A 25668-nucleotide genomic window follows, 5' to 3' on the forward strand; every position below is an offset into this window, starting at 1 on the left:
TTTCTACACACGAACCACGCAGGCCAGCCTCAAACGTGGGGCGCGTCCTTCTCCCTGTGGGAGAAGGTCGCCCTCGCGTCAGCGAGGGTCGGATGAGGGGTTACGATCTCGAACGTTGAGATTGTAACCCCTCACCCGGCTTGCTCAGCAAGCCACCCTCTCCCAAAGGGAGAGGGTTCGCGCACATCGATTGCGTCAAAACAACAGGTCCTGGATCATCTGCGCTGCGAGGCCGGCGAGAAAAATAAGGCCCGCCGTGCGGTTCGCCCGAAAGAGCCGCAAGGCGCCGGATGTTTCGTTTGGATCGATCCTCAAAACCTGCCACGCCAGATGTAGCGCGAAGCCAAGAAGGCCGGCCTGCATCCAGAAGCCCGCCCTGCCCGAAGTCAAAAGCGCGATCTCGAGACAGAGCACCGAGGCGCCATAAAGCGCACCGACGCAGAGACGGACATGCGGGCCAAACAGGCGCGCCGTCGATTTGACACCGATGATCGCATCGTCGCTCACATCCATCAGCGCATAGATCGTGTCGTAGCCGATGATCCAGAAAAAGCCGCCGAAATAGAGCCAGAGCGGCGACGCAGCGAGCGCGCCGAATTGCGCCGCCCAACCCATCAGCGCGCCCCAGGCAAAAGCAAGGCCGAGAACGGCCTGCGGCCAGGGCGTGATGCGTTTCATGAAGGGATAGGCGGCGATGATCGCGAGCGAGGCGATCCCCAGCCCGACCGTGAATTTATTGAAGCATAGGAGAACCGCGAAACCGACCAGCGCCTGCGCCAGGATGAAGCGCTTGGCGGCGCCGGCACTCACGCGACCCGAAGGCAAAGGCCTTTGCCGCGTGCGCTCGACTTTTGCGTCTATGTCGCGATCGACGAGATCATTATAAGTCGAGCCGGCGCCGCGCATCGCGATCGCGCCGATTAGAAACAGCAGACCGTCGAGAAACTGCGGTGGCTGCCGCATGACAAGGCTGGCGAGAAGGCTCGACCACCAGCATGGCAGAACGAGCAGCCACCAGCCGATGGGCCGGTCGAGCCGCGCGAGCTGAATATAGGGATGCCAGACGGCGGGCGTGAGCGCGAAAAGCCATTGCGCCGGATGTGCATCCGGCAAGGGCGCGGCGGATGACGCAGGCGCGATCCCGTCCGAAAAGCCGAACCAACTTTTCGGGATCATCCTCTTCTCCACGCATAATCTCGTCCGAAAAGTCCGCAACTTTTCGGGATCATGCTTTTAAAGTGGGCCTTCCGGCAGTTTCTGGGGCTTTTCGCCAAGTCCGCCGCCGGCCGCCGCCTGCTCCTGCGCTTTTTTCATCTGCGCCGCGATCGTGCACGCCTGATTGGCAACGCCGGTGGTCTTCTCGACATCGGCCTGTATGCTGTTGGACGCCTCGTCAGGGATCGCGCACCATTCCTTGTTTTTTGTGAAATAGGCCAAGATATCGCGATCGGCGACAACGAGGGCTTTCAACTTCGTACAGCCTTGAACAGGATCGAGCTTGCCCTTGTTCGCTTTCGCGTTGGTATTGAGCTGTTCCATCAAATCCATGCGCTTTTTCATCAAAACGCCCACGTCGGCATTGCAATCTTGTGCAATGGCCGTGGAAGTGACGGCGAGGATCGATCCCGCCGACAAAAAGACGGCGACTTTAAAAGCCGCCAAGGTGAGCTGTTTTGCCGTCATGAAGCCCGCCTTTCCTATCGTTTTGGTTGTTTTGCTACTGCCAATTCAGCCCGTGCGAACCGCATTTTTGTCCAACAAGCACGACAGGCATGGCCGCTTTATGGCATTTCTCGGCGATCCGGCGCAAACACTAAGAATTTTGCGTCTCCCCGAGAGAGCGGCTTCACTCCATGGCGCGCTATGATTTTTCCGCCCACCGGCTTTATGTCGAGACCGCCCTGGCGCCCGGCGCTTCGGTCCCGCTCGACCGGGCGCAAGCCAATTATCTCGGCAATGTCCTGCGTTTGCCGGACGGGGCCGAACTCCTGATCTTCAATGGGCAAGACGGCGAATGGCGCGCCGCGCTTGCCTCCAGCAGCCGCAAATCCATGAGCTTGACCGCGCTGACGATGGTGCGGCCTCAGGAAGCGCCCTGCGACCTGCACTATCTCTTTGCGCCGCTGAAACATGCCAGGCTGGATTATATGGTCCAAAAGGCCGTCGAAATGGGCGCAAGCCTTCTGCGGCCGGTCCAAACGCAGCATACGCAGGCAACGCGTCTCAATGCCGAGCGCATGCGGGCCAATGTGATCGAGGCGGCCGAACAATGCGGCATTCTCGCCGTGCCGGAGGTCGCCCCGCTGGCGAGTATCGACACATTGCTCGACGGCTGGCCGCAAGGCCGCAGCCTGATTTTCTGCGACGAAGACGCGCCGATCCGCGATCCGATCGAGGCCTTGCATGCGGCGCAAAAGGCCGAGGGATCGTCTTTGGCCCTTTTGATCGGACCTGAAGGCGGGTTTGACGCGCGGGAACGCGAAAAACTTCTTTCATTGCCGCAGACGATCCGGCTTTCGCTGGGACCGCGCATCTTGCGCGCCGATACGGCGGGCGTCGCGGCCATGGCGCTTGTGCAAGCCGCTTTGGGCGATTGGCGCGGCTAGAGCGGGATGAGCAAAAGTGTAAGCGGTTTTGCGCCCGCATCCCGCTCTAATCTATTGAATCGATCACGATCGCGAAAAGATCGCGCCTTAAGTCATTGCCGATACGAGCGGCTTTCACACATCTTTAAGAAAATCGCAGAGGCGCCGACGTCGATTAAAGCTTTCATCACGATATCGCCCCAATGTGAGATCAAATCACCTCCAATGATAAATCGCCGGCACCAAACCCGCATGATGATCCCGACATCCCGCATTGTTCCCGCCGTCGGCGGCGCCGCCGCTCTCTTCATCGCCTTCGGCATGACGTCTGCCTCCGCCGGCGATACATGCGCCTCCTATGGGCCAGGCTTCACCAAGGTGGAAGGCAGCGAAACCTGCATTCATATCGGCGGCCATGTTCGGGTGGAAGCCGGAATGGGATCGTCCGCCACAGCCAATAACGGCTCACTTTCGGGCGGCGCGCGGCCGGCCAGCCTGCGTTCCAGCAGCGACGACACGACGAATACAATCGGCAGCGCCGGCCTCGGACGCTCGCATCTGCGCCTGCCTCAGGGCGCCATCGGCTACGCCGACCCGCAGTGAACCGATCGGTTCGGCTCGCAGATCAAAATCCGTAAATCCACTTACGCGCTTTGGCGCTCCATCTCCCGCGCGCAAGCCGGGTCTGTCCGGCTTGCGTCTTACGATGCGGGAAAAGATGGCGCTCGTGACGCTTCTTATTGCGAACGGCGCGAGAAGGATACCGCATAGGCGCCGTCGCGGACGCCGATCAGCGGATCGTCCGATACATCGATCCCGTCTATGACCTGTCCGGGCAAAAACAAAAGCGCCTTTTGGGCTGTCAAACTGTCGGGAACCGCTTTTTCGATCGTCAGCACGCCGAGATCGACAAGCTTGCGATCATCCGGCCAGGGTTTGCTCGCATCATTGGTCGGATCCCCCGGCGCCGCGAGCTGCGCCTTCAAGTGAAACGTGACCGGACCTTTGGCGAGCCGCTTCGGCAATTCGTCGATCAGGAAATCCGGCGCCTGTTTCGCGGCCGTGGCTTCGTCGAGATACGTGATTTTCTCGGGCACCACCTGATAGCGCACCGCCTGTTTTGCTCCAGCCTTGTTGGTGAAGATAAAGGCGTCGATGCCATAATAGATTTCATCGGCGAAACTGTCGGGCGTGTGTACCGTTGCCAGGGCCTTCGGCGCGGTAGGATGAGACTCGAAGAACTGGTCGAGCTTTGTCGGCTTCGGCGCACCGGCCGGACTCGCGCCGACCGCTTGCAGGAAGGCGTTAAAATCCTCGCCCGAGGCGACCGGAAAGAAGTGCAGCGAATTAATCACCATGTCGGTCTCGCTGCCGTCGGGCAGATGATATTTGATCGACAGCCCATGCGGATTGGCGTTAGGCGAGCCGTCCGGAATATTCGGCACACCCGTCGAGTCCGAGAAGCGCACCGTCACCGGAATGCTGCTGCCGTCGAAGATCGCGGCCTTGCTGAGGCCGGCAGCGTCGGGCGATGCCTTGAAGTGCCCTTCGGTCACGAGACCTTTGGCGTGATTGGCGCGAAACCCCGGATGGACGCCGAAAACCTTGTTCATCGTATCGACGATCTGGGTCGCAACGGTGTCATCGTCGGCGAAAGCCGCGGCCGGCGCGGCGACAGTCAGCGCGGCTAAGGCGAAGGGGAATATTTTCTTGATCATAAGGAACGAACCTCAAAGCAGAAAGCACATGCCAGCGGCATGCGGTCCGCATGCAGATGGCAAGTTATATCTAGCGTAGGAGATCGTCGAACCGAGACCTTGCCGTTCAAACATCCGTTAACTCGGAATGGCTTTTCGGCAAGGGAACATGCCTTCAGGCAAAGGAACATGCTTTCCAGCAAGAAATATGCTGTTTGGCTATTGCGAGCGGCGGGAGAAAGACACGGCATAAGCGCCATCACGTATGGCGATCATCGGATCGTCCGACACATCGATTCCGTCGATGACCTGTCCCGGCAGAAACAGAAGCTCCTTTTGGGCTTCGAGACTATCTGGGACGACCTTTTCGATCGTCAGCACACCAAGGTCGACAAGCTTGCGATCCTCCGGCCACTCCTTCGACGGATCATCGGTCGGATCGCCCGGTGCCGCGAGCTGTGCCTTCAAGTGAAATGTCACCGGACTTTTGACGAGCCGCGGCGGCAATTCGCCGAACAGGAAATCGGGCGCCTGCTTCGCCGCCGCCGCCGCGTCGAGACGCACGATTTTCTCCGGCACCGCTTGATAGCGCACGGCCTGCTTGTCGCCGGCCTTGTTGGTGAAGACGAAGGCATTGATCCCGTAATAGATGTCGTCAGCAAAACTATCGGGTGTCTCACTCGTGGCCAGGGCTTTCGCCGCGACCGGATGCGCCGCCATGAATTGATCGAACTTCGTCGGCTTCGGGGCATCCGCCGGACTTGCGGCAAGCGCCAGCATGAAGTCTTGGAAATCCTCGCTCGAAGCAACCGGAAAGAACCGTATCCCGACCAGGATCATATCCGTCTCGCTGCCGTCGGGCAGATGATATTTAATCGCCAAGCCGTGCGGAAGGGCATCGTTCGAACCGTCCGGAACATTCGGCACACCCGTCGCGTCCGAAAACCGCACCGTCACCGGAATGCGGCTGCCGTCGAAGATCATCGCCTTGCTGAGGCTCGCCGCCTCGGGTGATGCCTTGAAATGTCCTTCCGTCACAAGGCCTTTGGCATGATTGGCGCGGAAACCCGGATGGACGCCGAAAAGCTTGTTCATCGTGTCGACGAGCTGCGTTGCGATCGAGTCATCGTCGGCAAAGACTGAGGCCGGAGCAGCCACGAGGGTCAGGCTTGCAAGAGCGAGGGGGACTATCATCTTGATCATGGAACCCGCCATTGAAAAAGAATCCACCCGGACGGTGCCTTGGTCTATCTTCTCATTCTTTGATGACGCGGTCGAGATGATCGGCCTTCGCAAAGGCCTTTATTTCCGAGGCATCGATCCGGGCGCTCGTCACATCGCAGCCGGTCAAATCGGTTTGATTGAAGATCGCACCGCGAAAATCGGCACCGCCTGCCTCGGAACCGGACAGATTTGCATTGGTAAAATTCGCCCTCGCGAATTTGGCAAATTGCAGGTCAGCGCGCGCGAGATCCGCGCCTTCGAAATCGGCCCCTTCGAGATCGGCGGAACGGAACACCACACGCATGAGACCCATGGATTGGTTTTTCATATCGGCCGAAAGATCGGCCTTCACGAATTTTGCGTCGCGCAGATGCGCCCGCGAAAAATCGCCGGCGACACGCGCGGACGAAAGATCTGCATGATCGAAATTCGTCTCCTGCATCTGCGAGGCAAAGAGCGACGCCCCGGTGAGATCGGCGCCGGAAAAATCAGCGCCGACGGCCCAGGCCTGATCGAATATGGCGCCGATGAGCTTGGCACCCGCGAATTTCGTTTTATTGACCCGCGCGGCGCGGAAATTCACACCCGATAAATCGAGTCCTGACAGATCGAGCCCATTGAGGCTCTTTGCGGAGAAATCGGGCTTTTCGCCCGAAGCAAGCGCCTTTTCGACATCGGCGCGCGTCATCTCCGCCATTGTATACAAGGGCGACGAGAGATCGACATTATGCGTCATGTCCTGGGCCGCAGCGGCCGGGGCGAAGGCGAGCACAGCTGCGGCGAAGCCGATCGGCGTGAAAAGACGGATCATGGCAAATCACATTCGTTTCGAGGGAGTGACTCTCTTCCTGTCTATTCGCCGGTTAACGGGTAAAGTTACGCTGTCGCGCGACTATGATAGCGCAGCCGCCAGCGCTCCTCAATAAACGCAGGTCTCGAAAGTCCGGTCGATATTGCCGTTCCAGTCCTCGCGATAATGCGCCAGCAGGATCTCGGCCTGCGTGCGGCCCGTGGCGACGAGATCGAGCGGATCGAGAAAATGCGTCTCATCGCGTCCCTTTGCATCGAGCTTCGCGCGGCGGGCGAGGCCAGCACGGGCGAGGCCGAGCACATCCCTCGCTAGTTCGCGCAGCGAGCGTCCGGCGATCCGCGCTTCAAGGGCAAGACGCGGCACCTCGTCCCGCAGCCTCTCGCGGTCCTCGGTGCTCCAGCCTTTGATGAGCTCATAGGCACCGTCAAGCGCGAGCGGATCATAGAGGAGGCCCACGAAGAGGGCCGGAAGCGCCGTCAGAAACGGCTTCGGCCCCGTATCCGCACCGCGCATTTCGAGATAGCGCTTCAGGCGTACTTCCGGAAAAATCGTCGAAAGATGGTTGGCCCAGTCGGATAATGTCGCCCTTTCGCCTGGGAGCGCCGCGAGATGGCCTGCGAGGAGGTGGCGGAAGCTTGCGCCCGCGACATCATGATAGGTCTCGCCACGCTTGACGAAATACATCGGAACATCGAGCGCGTAATCGACATAGCGCTCGAAGCCCATTCCCGGCTCGAAGGCGAAAGGCAACATGCCGGCGCGGGCCTTATCGGTGTCGCGCCAGACTTCCGAACGGGCCGAAAGAAAACCATTCGGCTTGCCGTCGCTGAACGGCGAATTGGCGAAAAGCGCGGTGGTCAAAGGCTGCAGCGCCAGGGAAACCCGCAGTTTCCTCACCATATCGGCCTCGCTCTCGTAATCGAGATTGGCCTGGACCGTCGACGTCCGAAACATCATGTCGAGGCCGCGCGTGCCGACTTTCGGCATGTAATGCGCCATAATCTCGTAGCGCTGTTTCGGCATCATCGGAATTTCGTCGCGGTGCCATTTGGGCGTCATGCCAAGCGACAGAAAGCCTATGCCCAAAGGATCGGCGATCGCGTGCAAGGCCGAAAAATGCGCATCGAGTTCCGCATCGGCCGCATGGATGGTCTCGACCGGCGCGCCGGACAATTCGAATTGGCCGCCCGGTTCAAGCGAAATGGCGCCGCCTTCTTTGGCATCAAATAGGCCGATGATATTCGGCCCGTCCATGATCGGCTCCCATCCGCCGCTCTTCTGCATTCCTTCGAGAAGCACCCTTATCCCAGCCCGGCTCAGCTCGGGCTGGCCGGCATAAGGCACCGGCGTATGGTCCGCTCTATAGAAAGGGAATTTTTCGTGCTCGGTCCCGACCCTGAAAGGGCCTTGCGGCTTCGATCCCGCCTCGAACCAGGCCACAAGCTCCTCGCGCGACGTGATGGGGGTTGCATCCGAAACGTCGCGAGCCATATCCGAGCTTTCATTCGTCCTTTAGAGCACGCCTTCGGAGACCTTGTCCCAAAAGGCTGTACTTCATTTAAAATCAATAGCCTGGGGCTTGTTCGCGCCGGACGGATGTGCCGATCTTTGTGGCATGGCTCTGGTCTTGGGCGGCTCAATCCTCTGGGGGCGGCGCAGGGCGCCGGGGAGCTTCATAGGCGTCGGCGCGCCGCTACGCAATGCGGGGCTTTGACAGGCGGGTTCCCCCTCCGTCAAGCGAAAGCTCGGGCCAAATCGGTTGCAACTGAGATTTTCCCGCAAGTTTAAGTTAGCAAGGCTCCGATTTAAGCTCGGCCCTTAACCGTTTTTCCATCGAAACGGCCATATGACAGGGCTGGGAGACCGACATGCTCGTTATTAGATTCCTGCGCGATACCAAGGCCGCCACGGCAATGGAATATTCCTTGATCGGTGGATTGGTCGCAGTCGTCATCGTCGCCGCTCTGACAGCGGTCGGAACGAGTATTCAGGCGAAATTTTTCGGGCCGATCGCAGGCAACCTGAACTAGAGCGGGATCTCAAGCGATCCCGCCCCAATGCCGACCAAAGTATCCTCATCGACCGAAGAACTCTCGCGACCAGGAGCCGTCACTGACGACGGCTTGAGAGGATCTTGCCGATCTCGTCTTGCAGACCCGCCGCCGCCGGTGTTCCCGGCTGCAAGATCTTGCTCAGCGAGTCGAGGCCGCCTTGGAGACCTTGCTGGCCGCCAAACAGGCTGCCGAAGAGGCTGCTCAGCATGCCCATCAATCCGCCTTGCTGCCCCTGCGCGCCAGCGCCCGACGCGAGTTGGCTGAACAGACCGCCGAGACCTTGATTTTTCAGCGAAGTGGCGAGGCCGCCGGCGATGACCGATACGATCACCGGGAGCATCTGAACCAAAACCTCGGGGCGCAAGCCGGTGACGCTCGACGCCTGCTGAGCGATCTGCGTCGTGATATGGCTCGATCCGAAGAGCTCGCCCAAAATATCACCGCCCTTGGCCGCCGTTTCCGGCGTCTGCGCGGCGTCGGCGCTCGCGAAGGTCGACGTATGCTGGCCGTCGCTCAAGTTGGAAACGAGGCTGCCCAATGCACCCGGATCCTTCAATTTGCTCAGAAAAGCCATAGAGAGCGCAGGAATCAGGGCTTTTACGGCTGCATCGACCTGTTCCGTCGACAAGCCGAATTGAGCCGCGAGATTTTCGGCTGCTTTGCCGCCCTGGGCATTTTGAAAAATTTCATTGAGGCTGAACATGGGTACTCCCCCGCATAAAAGGTCTGTCGAGAACGCGTCCTATCACTTCTATGCTAAGCGTTTATCACGGATTTTGCGAGACGCGCCGTAACGAAATAAGCAGTCACGACGGCGGCGACGCCGAACAGAGACGCCCCGACGATCAGCCCGACAAAACCGCCTTCCGGCCCGTTGTGTAAGGCGCCGAGCGTCACGAAAGGCATGGTCCCCAAGGTTGCGCGGCCCCAATTGAAGCCGGTCGAAAGCACCGGAAAGCCCAAATTATTGAACGCGGCGTTGGAGACGAAAATCGCCCCCAGAAACAGCCAAAGGACGCCACCATAGGTGCAAAAAAAGGTGACGATCCGCTGCGTATCGCCGACCGCATGGAAAATGCTGACGATGGCCGGGGCGGAAAGCCACAGCAAGAGCCAGACAAAAGCGACATAGACCAGAGAGACGGCGAAGCTGTCAGTCAGCACGCGCGTGACGCGTTCGAACAAGCGCGCCCCGAGGTTCTGACCCATGATTGGGCCAACGACGGAAGACAGTGCGAAGACAACGCCGAAAGCAACCGGCGTAATCCGGTCGATGATCGCGAAAGCTGCAACCGTCTCCTCCCCGAACTGCGAAAAAATCCGCATCGCGTAAGCATTCGCGACTGGTGCTGCAAGATTGGTCAGGATGGCCGGGACCGCGATGCCCATCATTGGCTTCAGATCGGAGATCGCATCGCGAAGACGCGGACGCGCTACGAGATCATGGATGACCACCGTCCCATAGAGGCCGACGCCGGCGATGACCAGCCGCGAAATGACCGTCACGATGGCTGCGCCCTGGACGCCGAGGCCAAGGCCGAAAATAAAAATAGGGTCGAGAATGGCCGTTGCGATGCCGCCGAAGAGCGTCACATACATGGCACGGCGGGCGTCGCCGACCGCGCGGAGCATCCCGGCGAAAGCCATGCCGAAGGCCAGGAACAAGGTCGCAGGAATCGTCCAGGCGAGATAAAGCGTCCCGACTGCCAAGGCTTCGTCCCGCGCGCCGATCAGATAAAGCGCGTCGCCGCGAAACGGCATGACCGCCACGGTCACGGCCACTGTCACAACGAAGACTTGCACCAGCCCCGAAGCCGCCAGCCGGCGGGCCGCCGGCCGCATCCCGGCGCCAAGCGCGCGAGAGACAAGCGCGCCAATCGCGATCGTAAGACCTATATTAATCGAGATGAAAAAGAACAGAATCTGCGTTGCATAGCCAACCGCGGCCGTCAGGGCAGGATCTTTCAGACGCGCAACGTAAAAGAGAGAGAGAAAATCGACGACGAAGATCGCCATCAGCCCGATCGAGCCGGTCGCCGTCATGACGAGGACATGGCGCAGCGTCGAGCCTTCGGTGAAGCGGCCTGGCTTCACGATCGAACCGGCATTCAAAATATTTCTCCTTTTTTGCCCGACCGATCGGGGGCAAAGACTCTGCCAGACGGCGCCGCAGCGAAAAGAACTCCCGCCCTGAGAAGCCGCTCGTTATAAGCGGCGCGGGCGCAAAAGCTACCTAAGCAAGCTAGTCTTTGAAATCTTTGAGGCTTTGACAAGATGCCGCCTTAATTTATGAGCCGATGGTCCATCCCGCCCCCGACGTGGCACATTGATGCGCCGGAGTTTCCGCGTCTCGAACCGAATGATTAAGTCCTGCGATGAATTTTGAGCCTCATTCCCACGATCACGATCATGACCACGGCCACGCCGGGGGCGGCGGCCACCACGATCACGATCATGACCACGGCCACGCCGGGGGCGGCGGCCACCACGGTCATCATCATGGCCCGGCGCATGGCATGACCGATGTCGGAACCATCTTTCTCGTCGGAATTTCATTGAACGTCCTGATCGTCCTGCTTCAAGCCGCTGCCGGCTTCTGGGGACATTCGATGGCGCTCCTGGCCGATGCCGGTCACAATCTTTCGGATGTGCTGGGGCTCGTCCTCGCCTGGGGCGCAAACCACCTCAGCCAACGCGCACCGACGCCGCGCTACACTTATGGCCTGCGTGCCACGTCGATCCTGGCCGCGCTTTTCAATGCCGTATTCCTGCTCGTCGTGACCGGTGCTTTGAGCTTCGCCGCGATCCAGAGATTGTTTCAGCCGGAGCCCGTCGGCGGGATGATCATGATCGTCGTCGCAACCATCGGCATGCTCGTGAACGGCCTGACAGCGCTGCTGCTCGCCTCGCGGCGCAAGGAAGATCTCAATATTCGCGGGGCCTTCCTGCACATGCTGGCCGATGCGGCGGTTTCGGCCGGCGTCGTTGCGACCGGCATTCTCATTCTTTTCACCGGCCTTCTATGGCTCGATCCCTTGGTGAGCTTGGCGATCAATGCCGTCATCATCATCGGCACATGGGAGCTTTTGCGGGAAAGCCTTTCCATGTCGCTTGGCGCGGTGCCCGCCTCGATCAAGGTCGATCAGGTCAGCACCTATCTCAGGACGCTGCCGAAGGTCGCGTCTTTGCACGATCTGCATATCTGGGCGATGAGCACGAGCGAGACGGCCTTGACCGCGCATCTCGTCATGCCGGAGGGCCATCCGGGCGATGAATTCCTGATGTCGATCTGCGCCGAACTTCGCCGCAGCTACGGGATCGGACACGCGACTCTGCAGGTCGAAACGGATGAGAACAATAGCTGCGCGCTCGCGCCGGAGACGACTGTCTGAACTCTCTGCTGGATTTAACGCATGATATTATCTGAAAAGTCTGCAACTTTTTGGGGTCATGCTAAAGCCCGACATCGTGCCCCTCGACGATGTCCTGGCTTTCGCGGTTCAGCGCACGGGTCTTCTTAAGCGGTACGAACAAAGGCTCGGGCAGAATGCTCGCAGGCACGGGCTTCAAGCCTTCGGCCGAGCCGCGCGCCAATTGATAGGCGAACCGCGCTTCGTCACGCTGGCGGACGAAATCGATCACCTCGGCCACATGATCTGGATCGTCGAGAAGGTGATTAAGCGTTTCGCCGCCGAAAGCGAGCGCCGACTCGAAGGTCTCGCGGATTTGATAATCGGCGCCTTTTTCGACAAGTTCGATGGCATGGATACGATCGAAGGCGCGCACATGGAGCCGCGCCATCGGAAAGTTTTCCTTCGCCAATTCGACAATTGTCGTCGCATTCTTCTGATCGACGCAAACAGCGATGACGAGCGCCTGCCCGGCGCCCGCCGCGCGCAGCACGTCGAGCCTGGTTCCGTCTCCATAATAGACTTTGAAGCCGAACCGCGCCGCGGTGCGGATGCGCGCCACAGAATTGTCGATGACGGTGACGTTCATTTGCTCGGCGAGCAGCACTTGCAAGGCGATTTGCGCGAAGCGGCTGAAGCCGATGACCAGAATCGAGTTCTTATCGTCGTCTGGAATCTCTTCCGCTTCGAGTTCCGGTTGCGGCTGTTTGTGGTGATCGGTCACATAGGCGATGAGCTTCGCCACCATCGGTCCGGCGAACATGGTGAGCGCCGCTAGGGCCGAAAGCAGATCGGCCTGCGAGGGGCTCATCAACCCTTCGGAGGCGGCCAGCGGAAACACGACGAAGGAAAATTCGCCGGACGGCGTCAATGCGCCCGCCGCTTCGAGCGCCCCCCGCGCGGTCGAGCCGGTCGACCGCAAAAGCGCGAAGACAATGGCAGCCTTCAAGGGCAAAAGTGCGATGGCACAGAGCAAGAGAAGGCCGGCATGGGCCACGACGAGCTTGCCGTCGATCGACATACCGACCGACATGAAGAACAGGCCCATCAAAAGCCCGCGAAACGGTTCGATATCCGCTTCGAGCTGATGCCGGAAGTTCGACTCCGACAAAAGCACGCCGGCCAGAAAAGCGCCGAGCGCCATCGACATGCCCACGGACCCCATCAGCAGAGCCGCGCTGAGCACGACGAGCAGCGCCGCCGCGACCAGCACTTCGCGCGAGCCCGTGGCGGCGAGAAAACGAAAGAACGGATTCAGCGCGTAGCGGCCGAGGAAAATGACGATGCATAAAGCTTCGACCGAACGCGCCAAAGCCGCGACTTCATCCATCACACTCGCGGTGGCGTCATGTCTTGGTCCGATGAAGGGAATGAGCGCGAGGACCGGCACCACTGCGATATCCTGGAAAAGCAGGACCGCGAAAGCGCGCCGCCCATAAGCGCTTTGCAGCGCGCCGCGCTCTTCGAGGAGCTGCAAGGCAATCGCGGTCGAGGCGAAGGCGAGCGCGATGCCAGCGACGAGCGCGCCGCCATGCGACAGTCCGATCAGCGGCACCGCGGCGAGCGCGATGATGGCGCCGGTGATGAGCGTCTGGCTGGCGCCGATCAGCACGATGTCGCGGCGCATGGCGATGAGCCGCGAGGGCTTCAATTCGAGTCCGATGATGAAAAGCAGCAAAACGACGCCGAATTCGGAAATGTCGAGCGTCGTGGCGGGATCGGTGATGAAGCCGAAGCCGGTCGGACCAATCGCAATGCCCGCCGCGAGATAGCCGATGACCGCGCCGAAGCCTGCGAGCCGGAACAGAGGCACGGCCGTGACCGCGGCCGCCAAAAAGATCAGAATCGGGACCAGGAAACTGGAAATGACGGGGGTATCACTCATAACGATCCCAATTATGCGAGGATTGGGCCGCCCGCATGACGGCTGCTGGCCCACCGGCATAGCAGAAATCGCTCAGAGCTTCGGCGGCGCCCAGATCACGATCTGGCGTAAGACTTTGGCGAGAGCCGCATCGAGCACCGCTGAAACCGTCGCGCCATCGTCATGCGGCGCCGGCGCCTCGCCGATAAAATCCTGCGTGGCTATGATCTGCCCTCCGGCGCCGACAAGTTGCACATAGAATTCGACCACCGCCACGCTGCGGGTCACATCCACCTCGAAACGGCGGATGTCGGTCACGAGCGTATATTTGGCGGCAAGGCTTGGCCCTCCCACGGCCGCCAGCCGGTGGCTTCTTTCAAAGCTTTCGATCAACTTCTTCTGGAGCAGAGCGGGCAAGCGGCCAGACCATTCCACGCCCTTGAGATATTCAAGACCGGCAGCCGTTCGAACGACGATGCGGGGCGAGTCGATGACCGAGATGGCGGTCGGCATCGCAATGGCCAGTTCGCCATGCGGCGGCCGGGCGGTCAGGTTCGGCTCGACCGGGTTCAGATCATAGGTCACCGCCGGCGGCGTGGCGGCGCAGCCGGCCATGCCGATCAGGAAGATCCCGAGCCCGAAGCCTCGTGACCATGCCGGCCACGAATACTTAAGGCCCCGGCGGCCGATCCGGACCAGCGCTGACAACGGCTAAAAGACCTTCGCCTTGCAGGACATCACGAAAGTGCCCCCGACCTGATAAGCTTTTGGCATACGCGCTGCGACGGGCATCGCACCGCCGGCCCGGATGCCGACCATGATCTAAAATTCATAATTTAAGGTTTTTTTACCACGCCGCGCCATGCGCGGACGAGAGCTTCCTTGCGGCCGCGTCAAATAAGGTTAACGCGAGCTGCTATATTCGGGGACCGACGATCCTTTCTTACCGAACAGGAATTGGGTCGGATTATTCTCAATCGAGCGCACCGCCTGATTGATTTCCTCGAGGGTTTTGCGCCCGTCGACGGCCAAAGCCTCATATTGTTTCAGGCCGGAGCCGGTGAAACGCGCGAGATTGGCGCCGATTTCCTTGGTCTTGGAATCGAGATCGTCGGCAAGCCGGTGAATCGATTTCGCCGTTTCGGCAATCTCACCGAACATGCCTTTCGAATCGCCCGTCGCGAGCAATCCGTTGAGATTGGTCAGAACTCCATCGACCTTATCCGCGGCGGCGTTGAGTTTTGCCGAGAGCCCGGCAAAATCCTTGACGATCGATTTGATCTGCTCGGGATCGACCGCCTTGACGATCGTATCCGAATCCTTGGCGAGTTCTTCCATCTTCACGGCGAGCGGCTTGATCGTTTTGCCAATGTCCGACATGGAAGCCATGAAATCCTTGAGGCCATCCGAATTCGACGCGAGCGCATCGGTAAATTTCTGGATATTTTTCACCGAAGTGTTGAGCGGCCCGGTGCTGTCGTCGAGGAACTTATTGCTCTTGTCGAGAAAATCTGAGGCTTTCCCGGCGATGCGCTGAGCGGTCTCGAGCAGGTCCTGGAAATCCGAACGGTCGGCGATGATCACGCCGGGCTGTCCGCCAGTGCCCTTGAGCGGCGGAGAGGCCGCGTCGCCGCCCTTCAAGGCCACCGATGCGACGCCGGTAAAGCCGGTATATTCGAGCCGCGCCGTCGTATCGGTGCGCACGGGGACGACGGCCTCAATATCGATCAATGCGGACACGCGGGCCGGATCTTGCGGCACGAGAGCGATCGTCGTCACTTCGCCGACGCGTACGCCGTTGAACAGCACCGAGCCGCCGCGCTGGAGACCAGCAATCGAGCCCGTGAAGACAATTTTATAGATCGCCCGGCCGGCAGGCCTGCCACCGCCTGAGAACCAAAATACGAACAAAAAGGCGGACGCGATCAAGGCCAGCGTAAAGCCGCCGATCAAAGCATAATTGGCGCGGGTTTCCATCGATATCCCTGCCCTTCACATCACCATCACGTGTCTGTTATTCGCGAAATAAGGTCAAGACGGGGCAAAGCCTGCAATTTGGCCGTGTCCATGGCCCGGGTAGGCCTCGATCTGGCGGCTGCGCTTGCCGTGAAAATAGGCGCGCAGCCAGGGGTGATCGGAGTCGAGCATCACCGGAAGAGGCCCGGTCGCGATCACTTTTCCGTCCGCCAAGGCGGCGATTCGGTCGCAAATCGAATAAAGGCTGTCGAGATCATGGGTCACCATGAAGACTGTGAGCCCCAAGGTTTTTTGCAATGTACCGATCAGTTCGTCGAATTCCGCCGCGCCTATCGGGTCCAATCCGGAGGTCGGCTCATCGAGAAAGACGAGGTCCGGATCGAGCGCCAGGGCGCGGGCCAAGGCCGCGCGCTTGATCATGCCGCCCGACAGCTCCGCCGGATATTTATCGGCGGCATCGGGCTTAAGACCGACCAATTCGATCTTCAGCATCGCGAGTTCGTCCAAAAGCCTCGGCGAAAGCTTCAAATGCTCGCGCATCGGCATTTGCACATTTTGTTTGACTGTCAGGCCGGAAAACAGCGCGCCTTGCTGAAACATCACGCCGAAACGCCGCTCGATCTGGGCCCGCTCCGGGAGGGAGATCTGATCGAGATCGCTGCCGAAGACGCTGATCTGTCCGCTGCGCTTGGGAATGAGCCCAAGGATGGTGCGCGTCAGGACGGATTTGCCGGTACCCGATCCGCCGACGAAGCCCATGACCTCGCCGCGCATCACATCGAGATCGAGCCCGTCCATGATCAGTTTCGGTCCGAATCCGACCACGAGGTCGCGAACCTTGATGACGACTGCTTCGTCCGTCTGACTTGCCTCGATCAAACTTCCGTCCCTCAAAAAAATCCGACGCTGGCGAAGAACATGGTGAAAACCCCATCGACCACGATCACCATGAAGATGGATTTGACGACCGATGTCGTGACTTGGCGGCCGAGCGATTCGGCTGAACCTTCGACGGCCAGCCCCTCGATCGAGGCGATCACACCGATCATGAGCCCCATGAAAGGCGCCTTGATCATGCCGATCAGGAAGCTATGCATGCTGACGGCGCTTTGCAGCCGCAGCATGAACGTCTCTGGACTGATGCCGCCATAACCCCAGGTGACGAGAAGACCGCCGAAAAGCGCCGACATGTCGGCGACGAAGGTCAACATCGGCAGACATATGATGAGCGCCACGAGGCGCGGCACGATCAAGACATCGATCGGCCGCAGACCCATCACGGTCAAAGCGTCGATTTCCTCGCGCATCTTCATCGAGCCAAGCTCGGCGGTGATCGCAGCGCCCGACCGGCCTGCGATCATGATCGAGGTCAGAAAGACACCCAATTCGCGCAGGATCAAAATGCCGATGAGATCGATCGCATAAGCCGTCGCGCCGAAATAACTGAGCTGGAAAACGCCTTGCTGCGCAACGATGCCGCCAACGAGGAAGGTGATGAGGGCGATGATCGGCACGCTGCGAAGCCCGAAGGCTTCGATGTGATTGACGAGCGCCGTGACGCGAAACTTACGCGGCTCCATCATGAGCTTGCCGGTCGACGCCACTACCTCGCCGAGAAACGACAAGCCATGGTAGAAATCATGGCCTGCATTGACGATGCTTTCGCCCACATCGGCGAAAAGATCGAACAGACGATTACGCCGCCGGCCGCCCAGGTCGCCAAAATCGCGATAGCCCGCCTCCCGCAGCAAAATGCCGTATTCGGGCCGGAGCCTTTCGATGCGCGTCTCAACGCCCTTTGCGACAAGGTTCTGCCGCGTGCGATCGAGGAGCCATGCGCCAGCCGTATCGAGGCGGTCGACGCCGCCGAAATCGAGGATGGCGCAACGGCTCACCGCCGCGGTGGCGAGCAGCCGTTCGGCCGCCAGTTCGATCGCCCGTGAGGTGCCGATTGTCCAATCGCCAGCCAAACCGAATCGTACAGTGTCACCAAAGGGTTCGCTGGAAAATCCCGGGTTTTGCGGCACGGGTGCGGGCGCCTTTTTCGAGAGATTCGCGCAGACTGAGGCTGCGTCAGAGTCTTCGTTCTTAAAAGCAGGCTGCGGCGAAGTCGAGGCAAGGCCAGATCTTTAGTCGATCTTTGCCCAGAAGGGTTTGACCTCCGAAAGCGCGGTCAGGGCCTCTTTCAGCGCCTTTTCCGGCCCTTCTTCCTTCAAAGCCTCCATAAAGCCCGCCAGCGCGCCAGCCGCATAGAGATGGGCCGCTTGCGTCTTGGTCTGCTTTAGACGCGCAATATGCGACGCGGCATCGGCAATAAGTGACTGCGCGACGGCGAGTTGATATTCCTTATCGAGCAGAGCTTTGAGATCGGAGAGCGCATCTTGCAGCGCCGTCCATCTTTTGAAGGCTTTGCCGGTCGCAAGCGGTTCGAAGAAGCTCACGACCTCCTGAAGCCGCCCGACGGCCTCGGCGAGAGGATGCAGATCTTCGGCTCTGGCTTTGCCCATTCCAAAGCTCTGCAAATTTGCGCCAAGCACCTGAATCTCATCGACGGCCTTGGTCAATTCACGCGCGAGATAGGCCGATAGAGCCTCGCTGCCGGCAACCGACGCCGGGACCTGCATGTCCAGCCATGCGGACACTTCGGCAAATAGATTTTTGACGCGGGCTGCCGGCCAGCTCTGCGCGAAAATGCCATAGGCCCGCGTCCGGTTTTCTTCGACCCTTGCGATGAGGCTCAATACGCCGTCCCAGCGGCCGCGCAGCGCGGCTGGCCGCACATAATCCGTCAGAATCCTGTCGAGATCATAGGCTTTCTCAAGCACCGCCTCCAATTGGGTGAAAGGCCGCGCATCCGGCCCCTGGGTTTGAGCATCGAAGCTGCCTGCAAAAAAGCGAAAGGCGCTTTGGATGCGGCGCACCGCATGAATATTTTGCTGGATGCTCGGCGCCTGATCTAATGCGGCCAAGGCACGGTTGGTCTCTTCGCGCGCGATGAGCCGAAAGGCGTCGGCGACGCGCATGGTCTTACCGAGCTTCGAGCCGTCGCTTCCGGAAGGCGGCGGCGAGGCCACGCCGCCGAGCGCATAACCGCGCTCTATATAGGACATGGAGGCGGTCGCCGGCACGGCCTGCGGCAGGACCTCCGATACGAGACGCACAAGCTCTTCCGCCTCGCCGTCCCGCAAGGTAAATTGAGCTTCGGATAGTGTTGTGGATTGATCGCCATTGCGAAGACTGGTGCGCTCCAAGCTAATCTCGATCGCAGCCTGCGCCCGGCGATGCAAAACAAGCTCGCGATCGACGCGCATCGTGAAGGCGCCGCCGATACGGTCGCGAAGCCGGTTCTTTTTGACGAAGGACCGCGCGTCGCTCTCGCTATCGAGACGCCATTCGCCGGTTTTCAGCCGGCCGTCCCGAAATTTGTCCTTGCGGGAAAAACACCAGATCAGGTCCTGTTCGTGCAAGGCCGCATCGGGCGTATCGAGATAGACGCTGAGGATGCGGCTTTTCTCGACCTCGGCCGCGTCGGGCGCGAAGAAGATCGCCCGCATGCGGTCATGATCCTCGGCCGAAATCTCAAATCTCAGTTTGAAAGCGCGATCTCGAGACACGGTTCCCTCAAGCTTTGAAAGAGGCAGCCTAGACCAGGGTCAGGCCCTGACCATTGCGCAATCAGAGGACCGTCATTGCGAGCGAAGCGAAGCAATCCAGGGCAATCGCCCCCGCAACTGCATGGATTGCTTCGGAGCCATAGCTCGGCTTTTAGCCGAGCGTATTTTATATTTTCGATAGGGCGCGCAAAGCGCGCCCTATCGTTCCTCGCAATGACGGCTTAACGATTAGATCGTGACTCTAGCCTAAATCGCGACAAGATGCTCGGGATCCTTGGCCGCCCGCGCCTCGTTGCTCTGCACCTCGGCAACCGACAAGGCCGTCATATTCACGATGCCGCGCGCCGTCACAGACGGCGTCAGAATATGGGCCGGCTGCGCCGCGCCGACCAGGATCGGGCCGACCAGCAGGGCATCTGCCATGACTTTGGTGATCTGATAGGCCGCGTTGGCCGAATCGAGATTGGGCATGATCAGCACATTGGCGTCGCCCTTGAGCCGGGAGGCCGGCAAGACAAGATCGCGCATCATCTGAGACAGAGCCGAATCGGCCTGCATCTCGCCATCGACTTCAAGCTCCGGCGCGGTATCGCGCAGGATAGCCAGAGCCGCGCGCATCTTCATGGCCGAATCCGTATCCTCGGAGCCGAAATCCGAATGCGACACGAGCGCGATCTTCGGCACCAGCCCGAAGCGGCGGACGTGATCGGCGCACATCAGCGCCATTTCCGCGACTTCGGCCGCGGTCGGTTCATAGCGCACATGCGTATCGGCGATGAAGAAGGCGCCCTTATTAGTAATCATCAAGCTCATGGCGGAGACATCGGTCGCGCCGGGCACGAGCCCGATGATATCCTTGATATGCTTGGCTCTGGGCTTGAAACGCCCGTCCAACCCGCAAAGCATCGCATCGGCGTCGCCGCGCTTCAGTGCGAGCGCCGCGATCACCGTCGCGCTCGTGCGTACGATCAGCTTGGCGCCATCGGGCGTGACGCCGCGCCGTCCCGCACAGGCGAGATAGGTCGCGACATAATCGCGATAGCGCGGATCATCATTCGGATTGATGAGCTCGAAATCGGCGCCGCGCTTGAGCGACAGGCCATAGCGCTTGAGGCGTGTCTCGATGACCTCCGGTCGGCCGATCAGAATGGGCTTGGCGATTCCTTCCTCGACGACGGATTGCACCGCGCGCAGCACGCGCTCGTCCTCGCCGTCGGCATAGATGACGCGCTTGGGGTTGGCCTTCGCCGCCTGGATCAAGGGCTTCATGATGAAGCCCGAGCGGAAGACGAAGCGCGAGAGCTGCTCGTCATAGGCGTCGAAATCTTTGATCGGCTGTCTCGCGACGCCGGTCTCCATGGCCGCGCGCGCAACCGCCGGTGCGATCCGCAGAATCAGACGCGGATCGAAAGGCGACGGAATGAGATTATCCTTGCCATAGAGCCGCGCTTCGCCGCCATAGGCCTTGGCGACGACATCGGACGGCGCTTCGCGAGCAAGGCTGGCGATGGCGCGCACGGCGGCAAGCTTCATGGCCTCATTGATGGTCGAGGCCGCGACATCGAGTGCACCACGGAAAATATAAGGAAAGCAGAGAACATTATTGACCTGGTTCGGATAATCCGAACGCCCCGTACAGATCATAGCGTCCGGCCGCGCCGCAACGGCCTCCGCCGGGTCGATCTCGGGATTGGGATTGGCGAGCGCCATGATCAAGGGCTTCTCACCCATGTCCTTCAGCATGGCCGGCTTCAAAACGCCGCCCGCCGACAGACCTAAAAACACATCCGTGCCGCCGATCACGTCACCGAGGCTGCGCGCATTGGTTTCGCGCGCATAGACCTCTTTCCATGGGTCCATGAGCGCGGTGCGGCCTTTATAGACGACGCCTTCGATATCGGTGACGAAGATATTTTCCCGCTTGGCGCCGAGCAGAACGAGAAGATCGAGGCAGGCGAGCGCGGCGGCGCCCGCGCCCGATGTCACGATCTTCGCATTGGCGATGGATTTGCCGGCGAATTCGAGCCCGTTCAAAATGGCCGCGCCGACGATGATGGCAGTGCCGTGCTGGTCGTCGTGAAACACCGGAATCGACAGCCGCTCGCGGAGCCTGCGCTCGACTTCGAAACATTCCGGCGACTTGATATCTTCGAGATTGATGCCGCCGAAGGTTGGCTCCAGCGCCGCCACGACTTCGACCAGCTTGTCGACGTCGGTCGCCGCGACCTCGATATCGAAAACATCGATGCCGGCGAATTTCTTGAACAGAACCGCCTTGCCTTCCATGACGGGCTTCGCCGCCAAAGGTCCTATATTGCCGAGGCCAAGCACGGCCGTGCCATTGGTGATGACAGCCACAAGATTTTGCTTGATCGTGAGCTCACGCGCTTGTGCGGGATCGGCGGCAATCGCGAGACAGGCAGCCGCCACACCCGGCGAATAGGCGAGCGCCAGATCGCGTTGGTTGGCGAGCGGTTTCGTTGGCTGGATCTCGAGTTTCCCAGGCCGCGGCGCGCGATGAAAATTCAGCGCGTCGGCGGTCAGCTCCGGGGACAATGGTTCGGTCATGGCGAAAGGCCCAGCCCTTGAAATTTTCAGCAGCTTCCAGAGAAACGCTCGATCACGCCCTCGTGCTTCGAGACGCGCTCCTGACGGAGCGCTCCTCAGCATGAGGGCTTTCAGAGTTACAAAGCCTTAGCCCTCATCCTGAGGTGCGAGCGAAGCGAGCCTCGAAGGACGAGGGCGCTCTAACCCGCCATTCGGCGAGTGGCCAGACGACAGCGATAGCTCTGTCTGACACTTGCAGTCTAGACTGCGGAAGGACAGAGCCTCAGTTCTTCGCTTTGTCTACGAGCTTATTGGCGCTGATCCAGGGCATCATCGCGCGCAGCTTGGCGCCGACTTCCTCGATCGGATGCTGCGCGGTCTTCGTGCGCGTCGCCTTGAACGAGGTCTGATTGACCTTGTTCTCGAGCATCCAATCGCGAGTGAATTTGCCGGATTGGATATCGTCGAGCACGCGGCGCATCTCGGCCTTGGTGTCCTTGGTTACGATGCGCGGCCCCGAGACATATTCGCCATATTCGGCCGTGTTCGAGATCGAATAATTCATATTCGCGATGCCGCCCTCGTAGATGAGATCGACGATCAGCTTCACTTCGTGCAGGCATTCGAAATAGGCCATTTCCGGCGCATAACCGGCCTCGACCAGCGTCTCGAACCCGTTGCGGATCAATTCGACGAGGCCGCCACAGAGCACGACCTGCTCGCCGAACAAATCGGTTTCGCATTCTTCCTTGAAAGTCGTCTCGATGATGCCGGCGCGGCCGCCACCGATGGCGGAAGCGTAAGAAAGTGCCAAATCATGCGCGTTGCCGGAAGCGTTCTGCGCGATGGCGACAAGGCAGGGCACGCCGCCGCCGCGCTTATATTCCGAGCGCACGGTATGGCCGGGGCCCTTCGGCGCGATCATGATGACGTCGAGATCGGGGCGCGGCTCGATCAGATTGAAGTGAATGTTGAGCCCATGCGCGAAAGCGAGCGCGGCACCCTGCTTCAGATTGCCTGCAAGATGCTCGGTATAGATATCGCCCTGCAATTCGTCCGGCGTCAGCATCATGACGATGTCGGCCCATTTCGCCGCATCGGCGACCGATTTGACGTCGAGGCCCTCGCCTTGCGCCTTCTTCGCGGTGGCCGAGCCTTCACGCAAGGCGACGCAGACGTCCTTGGCTCCGGAATCGCGCAAGTTGAGCACATGCGCATGGCCCTGGCTGCCATAGCCGACAACGGCGATCTTCTTGCCCTTGACCAGATTGATATCGGCATCCCGATCGTAATAAACGCGCATGTTTTCCCGTTTCCTCTTTTCAACGAATACAAACCTGGAGCTTGGCTCCGATCACTTCACCTAACGCGTGTTTCAAGCGTGTTTCACGTCCGGCTTTACATCGCTTTCGGTCCGCGCGAAATGGCGGCGACGCCGGTGCGCGACACTTCCACGAGACCGATCGGCCGCATCAATTCGATGAATTGATCGATCTTGGTGACGGCGCCTGTCAATTCGAAGACGAAACTTTCGATCGAGGCATCGATCACGCGTGCCCGGAAGGCTTCGGCCAGACGCAAGGCCTCGACCCGGTCTTCGCCACGGCCGGCCACCTTGATCATCGCGAGTTCGCGCTCGACCGCCCCGCCTGTCAAGGTGAGATCGGTGACGCGATGGATCGGCACCAGACGTTCCAATTGATGGCCGATCTGCTCGATCGCTTCCGGCGTGCCGGAGGTCACGATCGTGATGCGCGACAAATGTTCGGCATGCGCGACTTCGGCAACCGTCAGGCTCTCGATGTTGTAGCCGCGGCCGGAAAACAATCCGACCACCCGCGCGAGCACGCCCGGCTCGTTGTCGACGAGCACCGACAGAGTATGGGTTTCTATATTGGATTTCCCAACCGCCGAAGAATAAGGCGAGAGGGGCGCGGCAGGGGGATTAGTGAGTGCGTTCATGTCACACCAGCATCTTGCCTTCGGAATCGATAACGGCCCCGATATCTTCATCCGTATCGGGCAGGATCATTTCATTATGCGCTTTGCCTGATGGAATCATCGGCAAGCAGTTCTCGGTTTTGTCGACAAGGCAATCGAAGATGACCGGCCTCGGCGTGTCGATCATTTCCATAATGGCCGCGTCGAGATCGGCCGGGTCGGAACATCTGATGCCATGCGCGCCATAGGCTTCGGCGAGCTTGACGAAATCCGGCAGCGCTTCCGAATAGCTGTGCGAATAGCGCCCGCCATGCAGCAATTCCTGCCATTGCCGCACCATGCCGAGATATTCATTGTTGAGGATGAAAATCTTCACCGGCAGATCATATTGAACCGCCGTCGACATTTCCTGCATGTTCATGAGGATCGAGCCTTCGCCCGCGATATCGACGACGAGTGCATCGCGATGGGCGAGCTGCGCGCCGATCGCCGCCGGCAACCCATAACCCATCGTACCGAGACCACCGGACGTCATCCAATGATGCGGATCCTCGAAATGAAAATGCTGGGCGGCCCACATCTGATGCTGACCGACTTCGGTCGTGATGTAGGTGTCTCGGTTTTTGGTCAATTCGTAGAGGCGCTGCACCGCATATTGCGGCTTGATCACCTTGTCGGATTGTTTGAACGAAAGCGATTTGCGCGCACGCCAGGTGTCGATTTCGCGCCACCAGGTGTCGAGATGCACTGGGTCGGCCTTATAGCCGCGGTGGCGCCACACTTCGATCATCTGCTGAAGCACATGCGTGCAATCGCCGATGATGCCGAGATCGACCTTCACGTTCTTATTGATCGAGGACGGGTCGATATCGATATGAATCTTGCGCGATCCCGGCGAAAAGGCATCGAGCCTGCCGGTGATGCGATCGTCGAAGCGCGCACCGACCGCGATCATCAAATCGCAATCATGCATGGCATTATTGGCTTCATAGGTGCCGTGCATGCCGAGCATGCCGAGCCAGTTCTTGCCAGACGCCGGATAGGCGCCAAGACCCATCAGCGTCGAAGTGATCGGAAAGCCCGTCAGCGCGACGAGTTCGCGCATGAGTTTCGAGGCCTCGAGCCCCGAATTGATGATGCCGCCGCCCGTATAGAAGACCGGCCGCCGCGCCACGGCCATCATGGCGACCGCCTGTTCGATCTTGGCCGAGTCGCCGAAAAGCTGCGGCTTATAGGTGCGATGCTCGATATGCTGCGGCCCGATATAGGCGCCCGTGGCGAATTGCACGTCCTTCGGAATATCGATGACGACCGGCCCCGGACGGCCGTTCTGCGCGACGTAGAAGGCCTCGTGCAACACGCGGGGCAAATCCTCGATCGAGCGGACGAGATAATTGTGCTTGGTGCAATGGCGGGTGATACCGACCGTATCGCATTCCTGAAAAGCATCGGAGCCGATGAGATGCGTCGGAACCTGCCCCGTGATGCAGATCAACGGAATGGAATCCATCAAGGCGTCGGTCAGGCCGGTGATCGTATTTGTCGCACCGGGTCCCGACGTCACAAGGAGTACGCCGACCTTGCCGCTCGAGCGCGCATAGCCTTCCGCCGCATGTGCCGCACCCTGCTCGTGCCGCACGAGGATGTGCCGGACATGATTCTGCTGAAACAAGGCATCGTAAATCGGCAGAACCGCGCCGCCCGGATAGCCGAACAGACAGTCGACGTCCTGATCCTTCAGGGCTTCGACCACCATCTCGGCTCCGGTCATTTCTTTCGCCATCTCGCTCATCTCCGAGAATTCAACAGGTTAGCATGGTTCGACGCAGAAGCGTTCAGAGCAATAAAAAAGGCCCCTGAGGGCCTCGGATATGCGCCAGTTCGGGAAGCCGGAGCCTATCTCCGTCCCGTCCCCAGCGCTATGGATACGATCAACGTAATGTG

At 59.9% G+C, this 25668-nt stretch carries 23 protein-coding genes; 4 read left to right on the forward strand and 19 right to left on the reverse strand.

Annotated features, from left to right (window positions below):
* Positions 1-195: 195 nt before the first annotated feature.
* Entirely contained in the window at positions 196-1176 is a 981-nt protein-coding gene (gene ubiA, locus A3OQ_RS0117730; protein ID WP_020176774.1) for a 4-hydroxybenzoate octaprenyltransferase, read from the reverse strand.
* Positions 1177-1233: 57 nt separating this feature from the next.
* A complete protein-coding gene (locus A3OQ_RS0117735; protein WP_020176775.1) occupies positions 1234-1683 on the reverse strand; it encodes a hypothetical protein in 450 nt (149 codons plus the stop codon).
* A gap of 170 nt (positions 1684-1853) precedes the next feature.
* Here A3OQ_RS0117735 and A3OQ_RS0117745 point away from each other — a divergent pair, with 170 nt between their 5' ends.
* Together A3OQ_RS0117745 and A3OQ_RS0117750 are read left to right on the forward strand one after the other, a co-directional pair.
* Positions 1854-2606 carry a 16S rRNA (uracil(1498)-N(3))-methyltransferase gene (locus A3OQ_RS0117745; protein WP_020176776.1) on the forward strand — a complete coding sequence of 251 codons (753 nt, stop codon included), beginning with the start codon at positions 1854-1856 and terminating at the stop codon, positions 2604-2606.
* Positions 2607-2837: 231 nt separating this feature from the next.
* Entirely contained in the window at positions 2838-3188 is a 351-nt protein-coding gene (locus A3OQ_RS0117750) for a porin (RefSeq protein ID WP_020176777.1), read from the forward strand.
* Between the two features lie 134 nt (positions 3189-3322).
* On the opposite strand, the gene A3OQ_RS0117755 is transcribed toward A3OQ_RS0117750, so the two are convergent.
* The 4 genes from A3OQ_RS0117755 to A3OQ_RS0117770 form a co-directional block, all read right to left on the reverse strand.
* Entirely contained in the window at positions 3323-4303 is a 981-nt protein-coding gene (locus tag A3OQ_RS0117755) for a catalase family peroxidase (RefSeq protein ID WP_020176778.1), read from the reverse strand.
* Between the two features lie 198 nt (positions 4304-4501).
* Positions 4502-5485 (reverse strand): catalase family peroxidase, encoded by a 984-nt coding sequence (locus A3OQ_RS0117760; RefSeq protein WP_026595979.1) that lies wholly within the window; start codon positions 5483-5485, stop codon positions 4502-4504.
* A gap of 52 nt (positions 5486-5537) precedes the next feature.
* A complete protein-coding gene (locus tag A3OQ_RS0117765) occupies positions 5538-6317 on the reverse strand; it encodes a pentapeptide repeat-containing protein (protein WP_020176780.1) in 780 nt (259 codons plus the stop codon).
* Positions 6318-6425: 108 nt separating this feature from the next.
* Positions 6426-7808, reverse strand: a complete 1383-nt coding sequence (locus A3OQ_RS0117770; RefSeq protein WP_020176781.1) for a glutamate--cysteine ligase — start codon at positions 7806-7808, stop codon at positions 6426-6428.
* 377 nt (positions 7809-8185) lie between these two features.
* On the opposite strand from A3OQ_RS0117770, the gene A3OQ_RS24145 reads away from it, so the two are divergent.
* Positions 8186-8347 (forward strand): Flp family type IVb pilin, encoded by a 162-nt coding sequence (locus A3OQ_RS24145; RefSeq protein ID WP_020176782.1) that lies wholly within the window; start codon positions 8186-8188, stop codon positions 8345-8347.
* Positions 8348-8426: 79 nt separating this feature from the next.
* Here A3OQ_RS24145 and A3OQ_RS23755 read toward each other — a convergent pair whose 3' ends face one another.
* The 3 genes from A3OQ_RS23755 to A3OQ_RS25300 all read right to left on the reverse strand — a co-directional run bounded on the left by A3OQ_RS23755 (position 8427) and on the right by A3OQ_RS25300 (position 10872).
* The gene (locus tag A3OQ_RS23755) at positions 8427-9074 is read right to left on the reverse strand and encodes a DUF937 domain-containing protein (protein WP_020176783.1); all 648 of its coding nucleotides are present in this window, start codon (positions 9072-9074) and stop codon (positions 8427-8429) included.
* Positions 9075-9127: 53 nt separating this feature from the next.
* The gene (locus A3OQ_RS0117785) at positions 9128-10483 is read right to left on the reverse strand and encodes an MATE family efflux transporter (protein WP_020176784.1); all 1356 of its coding nucleotides are present in this window, start codon (positions 10481-10483) and stop codon (positions 9128-9130) included.
* Positions 10484-10734: 251 nt separating this feature from the next.
* Complete coding sequence (locus A3OQ_RS25300; protein ID WP_341872085.1) at positions 10735-10872, reverse strand: hypothetical protein; 138 nt, start codon at positions 10870-10872, stop codon at positions 10735-10737.
* A 15-nt stretch (positions 10873-10887) separates the two neighbouring features.
* Here A3OQ_RS25300 and A3OQ_RS0117790 point away from each other — a divergent pair, with 15 nt between their 5' ends.
* Positions 10888-11763: a cation diffusion facilitator family transporter gene (locus tag A3OQ_RS0117790; protein WP_020176786.1), complete on the forward strand. Its 876-nt coding sequence runs from the start codon at positions 10888-10890 to the stop codon at positions 11761-11763.
* Between the two features lie 61 nt (positions 11764-11824).
* Here A3OQ_RS0117790 and A3OQ_RS22940 read toward each other — a convergent pair whose 3' ends face one another.
* The 10 genes from A3OQ_RS22940 to A3OQ_RS0117845 form a co-directional block, all read right to left on the reverse strand.
* Positions 11825-13666: a monovalent cation:proton antiporter-2 (CPA2) family protein gene (locus A3OQ_RS22940; RefSeq protein WP_020176787.1), complete on the reverse strand. Its 1842-nt coding sequence runs from the start codon at positions 13664-13666 to the stop codon at positions 11825-11827.
* Between the two features lie 72 nt (positions 13667-13738).
* The gene (locus A3OQ_RS0117800; protein WP_152428515.1) at positions 13739-14260 is read right to left on the reverse strand and encodes an ABC-type transport auxiliary lipoprotein family protein; all 522 of its coding nucleotides are present in this window, start codon (positions 14258-14260) and stop codon (positions 13739-13741) included.
* Positions 14261-14548: 288 nt separating this feature from the next.
* A complete protein-coding gene (locus tag A3OQ_RS0117810; protein WP_020176790.1) occupies positions 14549-15622 on the reverse strand; it encodes an MlaD family protein in 1074 nt (357 codons plus the stop codon).
* Between the two features lie 54 nt (positions 15623-15676).
* On the reverse strand, positions 15677-16420 hold the full coding sequence (locus A3OQ_RS0117815) for an ABC transporter ATP-binding protein (protein WP_152428673.1): 744 nt from the start codon (positions 16418-16420) through the stop codon (positions 15677-15679).
* Positions 16421-16512: 92 nt separating this feature from the next.
* A complete protein-coding gene (locus A3OQ_RS0117820) occupies positions 16513-17649 on the reverse strand; it encodes an ABC transporter permease (protein WP_051116055.1) in 1137 nt (378 codons plus the stop codon).
* A 102-nt stretch (positions 17650-17751) separates the two neighbouring features.
* On the reverse strand, positions 17752-19236 hold the full coding sequence (locus tag A3OQ_RS0117825; RefSeq protein ID WP_020176793.1) for a CYTH and CHAD domain-containing protein: 1485 nt from the start codon (positions 19234-19236) through the stop codon (positions 17752-17754).
* 246 nt (positions 19237-19482) lie between these two features.
* A complete protein-coding gene (locus tag A3OQ_RS0117830) occupies positions 19483-21804 on the reverse strand; it encodes an NADP-dependent malic enzyme (protein WP_020176794.1) in 2322 nt (773 codons plus the stop codon).
* 262 nt (positions 21805-22066) lie between these two features.
* Positions 22067-23086 carry a ketol-acid reductoisomerase gene (ilvC, locus tag A3OQ_RS0117835; RefSeq protein WP_020176795.1) on the reverse strand — a complete coding sequence of 340 codons (1020 nt, stop codon included), beginning with the start codon at positions 23084-23086 and terminating at the stop codon, positions 22067-22069.
* Positions 23087-23181: 95 nt separating this feature from the next.
* Positions 23182-23745 (reverse strand): acetolactate synthase small subunit, encoded by a 564-nt coding sequence (gene ilvN, locus A3OQ_RS0117840; protein ID WP_026595983.1) that lies wholly within the window; start codon positions 23743-23745, stop codon positions 23182-23184.
* A gap of 1 nt (position 23746) precedes the next feature.
* Positions 23747-25507, reverse strand: a complete 1761-nt coding sequence (locus A3OQ_RS0117845; protein ID WP_026595984.1) for an acetolactate synthase 3 large subunit — start codon at positions 25505-25507, stop codon at positions 23747-23749.
* Positions 25508-25668 lie beyond the last annotated feature (161 nt).

The sequence above is a fragment of the Methyloferula stellata AR4 genome (genome assembly GCF_000385335.1).
GTDB lineage: Bacteria > Pseudomonadota > Alphaproteobacteria > Rhizobiales > Beijerinckiaceae > Methyloferula > Methyloferula stellata.

What these genes read in the sequence shown, in the direction of transcription:
- A3OQ_RS25300 (WP_341872085.1), bottom strand. Translation starts at nt 10,872, where the DNA reads ATGATGATGACCGTGGTGGCCGCCGCCCCCGGCGTGGCCGTGGTCATG.
- A3OQ_RS0117770 (WP_020176781.1), bottom strand. Translation starts at nt 7,808, where the DNA reads ATGGCTCGCGACGTTTCGGATGCAACCCCCATCACGTCGCGCGAGGAG.
- A3OQ_RS0117800 (WP_152428515.1), bottom strand. Translation starts at nt 14,260, where the DNA reads ATGGCCGGCTGCGCCGCCACGCCGCCGGCGGTGACCTATGATCTGAAC.
- A3OQ_RS0117815 (WP_152428673.1), bottom strand. Translation starts at nt 16,420, where the DNA reads ATGGACGGGCTCGATCTCGATGTGATGCGCGGCGAGGTCATGGGCTTC.
- A3OQ_RS0117765 (WP_020176780.1), bottom strand. Translation starts at nt 6,317, where the DNA reads ATGATCCGTCTTTTCACGCCGATCGGCTTCGCCGCAGCTGTGCTCGCC.
- ubiA (WP_020176774.1), bottom strand. Translation starts at nt 1,176, where the DNA reads ATGATCCCGAAAAGTTGGTTCGGCTTTTCGGACGGGATCGCGCCTGCG.
- A3OQ_RS0117760 (WP_026595979.1), bottom strand. Translation starts at nt 5,485, where the DNA reads ATGATCAAGATGATAGTCCCCCTCGCTCTTGCAAGCCTGACCCTCGTG.
- A3OQ_RS0117755 (WP_020176778.1), bottom strand. Translation starts at nt 4,303, where the DNA reads ATGATCAAGAAAATATTCCCCTTCGCCTTAGCCGCGCTGACTGTCGCC.
- A3OQ_RS0117745 (WP_020176776.1), top strand. Translation starts at nt 1,854, where the DNA reads ATGGCGCGCTATGATTTTTCCGCCCACCGGCTTTATGTCGAGACCGCC.
- A3OQ_RS0117830 (WP_020176794.1), bottom strand. Translation starts at nt 21,804, where the DNA reads ATGACCGAACCATTGTCCCCGGAGCTGACCGCCGACGCGCTGAATTTT.
- A3OQ_RS23755 (WP_020176783.1), bottom strand. Translation starts at nt 9,074, where the DNA reads ATGTTCAGCCTCAATGAAATTTTTCAAAATGCCCAGGGCGGCAAAGCA.
- A3OQ_RS0117735 (WP_020176775.1), bottom strand. Translation starts at nt 1,683, where the DNA reads ATGACGGCAAAACAGCTCACCTTGGCGGCTTTTAAAGTCGCCGTCTTT.
- ilvC (WP_020176795.1), bottom strand. Translation starts at nt 23,086, where the DNA reads ATGCGCGTTTATTACGATCGGGATGCCGATATCAATCTGGTCAAGGGC.
- A3OQ_RS0117810 (WP_020176790.1), bottom strand. Translation starts at nt 15,622, where the DNA reads ATGGAAACCCGCGCCAATTATGCTTTGATCGGCGGCTTTACGCTGGCC.
- A3OQ_RS0117750 (WP_020176777.1), top strand. Translation starts at nt 2,838, where the DNA reads ATGATGATCCCGACATCCCGCATTGTTCCCGCCGTCGGCGGCGCCGCC.
- A3OQ_RS0117790 (WP_020176786.1), top strand. Translation starts at nt 10,888, where the DNA reads ATGACCGATGTCGGAACCATCTTTCTCGTCGGAATTTCATTGAACGTC.
- ilvN (WP_026595983.1), bottom strand. Translation starts at nt 23,745, where the DNA reads ATGAACGCACTCACTAATCCCCCTGCCGCGCCCCTCTCGCCTTATTCT.
- A3OQ_RS22940 (WP_020176787.1), bottom strand. Translation starts at nt 13,666, where the DNA reads ATGAGTGATACCCCCGTCATTTCCAGTTTCCTGGTCCCGATTCTGATC.
- A3OQ_RS24145 (WP_020176782.1), top strand. Translation starts at nt 8,186, where the DNA reads ATGCTCGTTATTAGATTCCTGCGCGATACCAAGGCCGCCACGGCAATG.
- A3OQ_RS0117845 (WP_026595984.1), bottom strand. Translation starts at nt 25,507, where the DNA reads ATGGCGAAAGAAATGACCGGAGCCGAGATGGTGGTCGAAGCCCTGAAG.